The sequence below is a fragment of the bacterium genome (genome assembly GCA_035419245.1).
GTDB lineage: Bacteria > Zhuqueibacterota > Zhuqueibacteria > Residuimicrobiales > Residuimicrobiaceae > JAKPUX01.
The window spans coordinates 1-3,861 of the sequence record DAOLSP010000031.1; the positions used below are offsets into that span (position 1 = coordinate 1).

The 3,861-nt window shown below is 53.6% G+C and carries 11 protein-coding genes; 10 read left to right on the forward strand and 1 reads right to left on the reverse strand.

Translation table 11 applies throughout. The features are described from left to right. Window positions 1-82: 82 nt before the first annotated feature. From PLH32_17585 to PLH32_17610, 6 genes are all read left to right on the forward strand, one after another. Complete coding sequence (locus PLH32_17585) at window positions 83-421, forward strand: M15 family metallopeptidase (GenBank protein ID HQJ66421.1); 339 nt, start codon at window positions 83-85, stop codon at window positions 419-421. Window positions 422-429: 8 nt separating this feature from the next. Next, window positions 430-804 carry a hypothetical protein gene (locus PLH32_17590; GenBank protein ID HQJ66422.1) on the forward strand — a complete coding sequence of 125 codons (375 nt, stop codon included), beginning with the start codon at window positions 430-432 and terminating at the stop codon, window positions 802-804. A 3-nt stretch (window positions 805-807) separates the two neighbouring features. Then, entirely contained in the window at window positions 808-1,092 is a 285-nt protein-coding gene (locus PLH32_17595; protein HQJ66423.1) for a hypothetical protein, read from the forward strand. A 227-nt stretch (window positions 1,093-1,319) separates the two neighbouring features. Next, window positions 1,320-1,553, forward strand: a complete 234-nt coding sequence (locus PLH32_17600) for a hypothetical protein (GenBank protein HQJ66424.1) — start codon at window positions 1,320-1,322, stop codon at window positions 1,551-1,553. 10 nt (window positions 1,554-1,563) lie between these two features. Then, on the forward strand, window positions 1,564-1,785 hold the full coding sequence (locus PLH32_17605; protein ID HQJ66425.1) for a hypothetical protein: 222 nt from the start codon (window positions 1,564-1,566) through the stop codon (window positions 1,783-1,785). After that, the gene (locus PLH32_17610) at window positions 1,775-1,927 is read left to right on the forward strand and encodes a hypothetical protein (GenBank protein HQJ66426.1); all 153 of its coding nucleotides are present in this window, start codon (window positions 1,775-1,777) and stop codon (window positions 1,925-1,927) included. Before PLH32_17605 ends, PLH32_17610 begins: the two co-directional genes overlap by 11 nt. Before the next feature lie 48 nt (window positions 1,928-1,975). Here the strand turns inward: PLH32_17610 and PLH32_17615 are convergent, their stop codons facing one another. Beyond that, window positions 1,976-2,134 (reverse strand): hypothetical protein, encoded by a 159-nt coding sequence (locus PLH32_17615; protein ID HQJ66427.1) that lies wholly within the window; start codon window positions 2,132-2,134, stop codon window positions 1,976-1,978. A 143-nt stretch (window positions 2,135-2,277) separates the two neighbouring features. Between PLH32_17615 and PLH32_17620 the strand changes: the two genes are divergently transcribed. The 4 genes from PLH32_17620 to PLH32_17635 all read left to right on the forward strand — a co-directional run. Then, a complete protein-coding gene (locus tag PLH32_17620) occupies window positions 2,278-2,487 on the forward strand; it encodes a helix-turn-helix domain-containing protein (protein HQJ66428.1) in 210 nt (69 codons plus the stop codon). A gap of 36 nt (window positions 2,488-2,523) precedes the next feature. After that, on the forward strand, window positions 2,524-2,721 hold the full coding sequence (locus PLH32_17625; GenBank protein ID HQJ66429.1) for a hypothetical protein: 198 nt from the start codon (window positions 2,524-2,526) through the stop codon (window positions 2,719-2,721). Continuing rightward, window positions 2,721-2,912: a hypothetical protein gene (locus PLH32_17630; protein HQJ66430.1), complete on the forward strand. Its 192-nt coding sequence runs from the start codon at window positions 2,721-2,723 to the stop codon at window positions 2,910-2,912. Before PLH32_17625 ends, PLH32_17630 begins: the two co-directional genes overlap by 1 nt. A 77-nt stretch (window positions 2,913-2,989) precedes the next feature. Beyond that, window positions 2,990-3,861: YqaJ viral recombinase family protein (locus PLH32_17635; protein ID HQJ66431.1), on the forward strand; the 872-nt coding region annotated here is incomplete at its 3' end.

A 3,861-nucleotide genomic window follows, 5' to 3' on the forward strand; every position in this document is an offset into this window, starting at 1 on the left:
CCAAGCACGAACAGCTCCTGGCTGTAATCCAGAACGATTTGAGCTATATCAAACGGAAATTGGACCTTAACGGGAATGGCAAATGAGCGAACAAGAACGATTCGCGCGGGCGCTGCAAAAGCTCCTGCGCTATGCTTATGAGCAGGACATTGATGTCCTGATGTATCAGCTCTACCGAACCACAGAGCAGCAAAAGGCTCTCTATGATGCCAAGAAAAGCAAGGCTGATGGAACGCTCAAGAAAAGCATGCATCAGCTTGGACGCGCTGCCGACATCGCCATAGTTCGCGCCGGGAATGTCATCTGGGAAAACTGCGAAGAGTACCACAAGCTCGCGGGATTCTGGAAAAGCATCGGCGGCAAGTGGGGCGGCGATTTCAGCACGACGCAATACAGTGACATTTATCATTTTGAGATATGAGGGTCGGTATGGAAGAGTTTAAACCGATCGGACAGATCGACGCCCCGCGTCCGCATGACGTCTCGAGCGCGCCACTAAAGCCCGACCTTATCCCGCGCCCTGAACCGCCGGGCACAAAGATCCCCGGGCCGCCATTCTATGGACGCGCATGGTTCGCCTACGTTATGGGCGCTATTATTACCGCCGGCGGGGGATTGTGGGCTTGGGATGCGACGCATTATATCGGCGTCGGGATCATTGCGCTATGTGGGAGCTATATGACATGGGCCGGGATCGAGCGCGTGCGCTACGCCGGCAAAGGAACTTGGATTGATGCGATTTTAGAGGCGATCAGGGCCGCCTTGGAAGCCCTGGAGAAGTGGATTAAAAAACACAAGAGGTGAGATATGCCTACTGAATTGCCCGGCGGCCTGCTTTCCCTGTTGGGATTTCTGGCCCCAATCATCATCCAGCTTGTAATCCGTTACGTCCCTGGAAAACTGCCGCGCTACCTCATCGCTCTGGTTCTCTCGGGCGTGACCGGCGTTGCAGCTATGGCGATGGGTGGGTATGGCTGGCAGATCGATGTGACGTTCCTGATGTACTGGTATACCTTCAGCCAGATCGCGTTTCACTTGGTCTGGCAGCCGCTGTTTAACACAACCGGCGCGTTGAAGCGCGTCGCGGAATAGCCGCCGCTCATCTCGCGGCCTCTGAAGCCGTCCCGTGCGCAAGTGCGGGCGGCTTTTTTGTTTTTTCCCGCCGAATAATTCCAGACTATTTTTTACCGCGTTAATATTATTAAACACTTACACGCTTAAAATATTTTGATTTTATACCGATTTCTCTTGACATTAATATACGCATTGTGTATATTAATACAGGTTGAAGGACAACCGAACAAACTAAGGAGAAAGCCATGAACAACTATCAGATGTTCGCCCAGGACAAGGCCCAGCGCACAGAGCTCTATATCAAGATGAGCCCTGAGTGCGGAGCCGCCAGCCAGAAGGTGTTTAACACCCTGACCGACGCTGAAAAGTCTGAGATGCAGACTATTATGCGTCACGGTTGCGAGATGCAGGATGGCACGTACTGCGTGCAAGACTGCGAGCTAACTCGCCGGATGTTTGCAGGATACTATACCAAGTAAGGAGGATGAGATGAGCAGGATCAGAGTAATCGCGACCGGAAACCAGGCACCCTACGGGATAGACGAGGTTATTGCCGACTATCCCAACACGCCCGCGGGACTTAAGAAGGCCATGCGCCGGGCTGCATACTGGTATAATCCTGCCGTCATTGTTATGCCTGACGGAAGCCGCGTTGAAATAGACTGGACTGTGGTGCGCCAGCAAGATAGGGGGTATGCCGATGAACGATAAGCGCATCAAGACCGCACAGATACACCTTGCGCTGCGCCCGGAATTGATGGCGCTTGTGCGCAAGGCCGCCGCAGCCGATGGCCGGACGGTAACCAACTGGATTGAGAGAGCGCTCTCTGAAGCACTCAAAGCCCGCGAGTAGCGGGCTTTTTTTATTCCCACCATCTTCCCACGGAAATATTCATCCTGCTCATTCTGCGCAATAAAAACGGCCCCAATTGCCGTTTAGAATCTTGTATATCGCTGTCTTGTTCAATCCTGCCGCGTTTGCGATCTCCTCCGGCGACACCACCGCCTCATCCATGATCACTTGAATCGCGGCACGCATGTATTCCGCATTCAGCTTCATGGCGCAAAATACTCCGATATTCACCCTCAGTCAAGGCGAAAAAAGTTTACTAAATTTGAAAAAAGCTCTTGACAGTAACTTAAAAATTTGTTATAATAATACAGTCAACCGAAGTAAACCAAAAGCAACTTTTGGAGGTATAGATGGCGAATTTGTCAAAAATGGTTGTTGATGAGATCGAAAAGCGAGGACTCAAAAAGGGCTTTGTTGCTCGTCGTCTCGGTATCACCGAGCCCCGCTTTTCTGATCTCATTAATGGCCGACGCCGCCTCCAGGTTGAGGAGGCGTTGATTCTGGCCGACATGCTCGACATGGAAGTTGATGAGGTGATCGAGCGGGAGGCTGTCGCGTGAAGTCCCTTGCTGAATTGAAAAACTGAGGAGGTAACAGTGGGAGCTTTGAAGCAGTACTGGCTTTACTGGCGCATCGAGCGCAAGGGTGCATCTCCGGCGTGGTGCCAGGCCGGAAAACAGAGGGCGGTTGCCCAGATCCGCTCTGCGCTTGTGGAGATGGCTCGGCTGGTGATGGCTATTGCCGCTGCTGTGAGTGTCAGCCTACTGATTTATGTGCTAACAGGAGGCAAGTGATGCCGTGGAAACAGTTCGGCAGGTTGGAGCCTGAAGAGTTCTGGTGGGACCCGCGCGAGGACGGATGCCCGGAGTGTGGTGGATCGCTAGAGGACTGCGATGATCACTTTGTTTGCACCAGCTGTGGAGTGTTCGATCTGGAGGGCATACCGGTCGAGACTCAGGATCTGGATCCGGTGGAGTTCGAATAAAAAAGCCCTCACCGGGCAGCAACCGATGAAGGCCTTAAACAGCAGTAGCAGATAATCAAAGATAAGGAATTTCGGGCATGAAAGCAACAAAAAACTACGTGATGAAGTCAGATCTCAGCCACGAGGATTGGCTCAAAGGGCGGAAGCGCTACATCGGCGCCTCTGAGACCGCCGCCGTTCTGGGACTGGACCGCTACAAAACCCCCTATGATCTGTGGAAGTGGAAAACAGCCCCTGGCATCGAAGAGCTTGAGGAGGGCAGCATTGGAGCCCAGCGCGCATCGGCTGGCCTGCGGGCAGAGCAGATGATTGCCGACTGGATCGGTGAAAAGTACGGGCTGGTAATCCGCCGGGATAACAAGATCCGCATCCACCCGCGTCTGCCGTTCTGGAGCGCCAACCTCGACCGCGTGGTTGTCAACAATCCTTCCGGCCCCGGAACTCTGGAGCTCAAGACCACATCCCGTGAAAGCCTCAAGTCCTGGAACATCAACGCCGATGAACCCAACGCCATTTTTATGCACCACTGGGTGCAGGTTCAGGCGCAGATGGCGATCTCCGGGTTTCAGTGGGGCGCAATTGGTGTCATGCCGGCCGATTCTTTTCTCGGCTTCGGCGAGCCCGACCTGATCGAGATCGAGCGCGACAATGAGTTCATCGAAATGATGGAGCGCGAGATCGAAGAGTTCTGGACCAAGTATGTGATGACCAACACCCCGCCGCCGGCTAAAACCTTGGGCGATTTGCAGGCCATCTATCCTATCGCCGGCCCACCGCCTATCGAGGTGACCGAAGATGTCTACCTGCAGGTCCGCACCTTGAAAGAGCTGAAAGAAAAAATCAAGCGCCTTGAAGCTGAGGCCAAAGAGATCGACTTTCAGGTGCGGGTCATGATGGGCAACTCTGACAGCGCCACCTACCAGGGCCAGGAAATCCTCACCTACAAGAA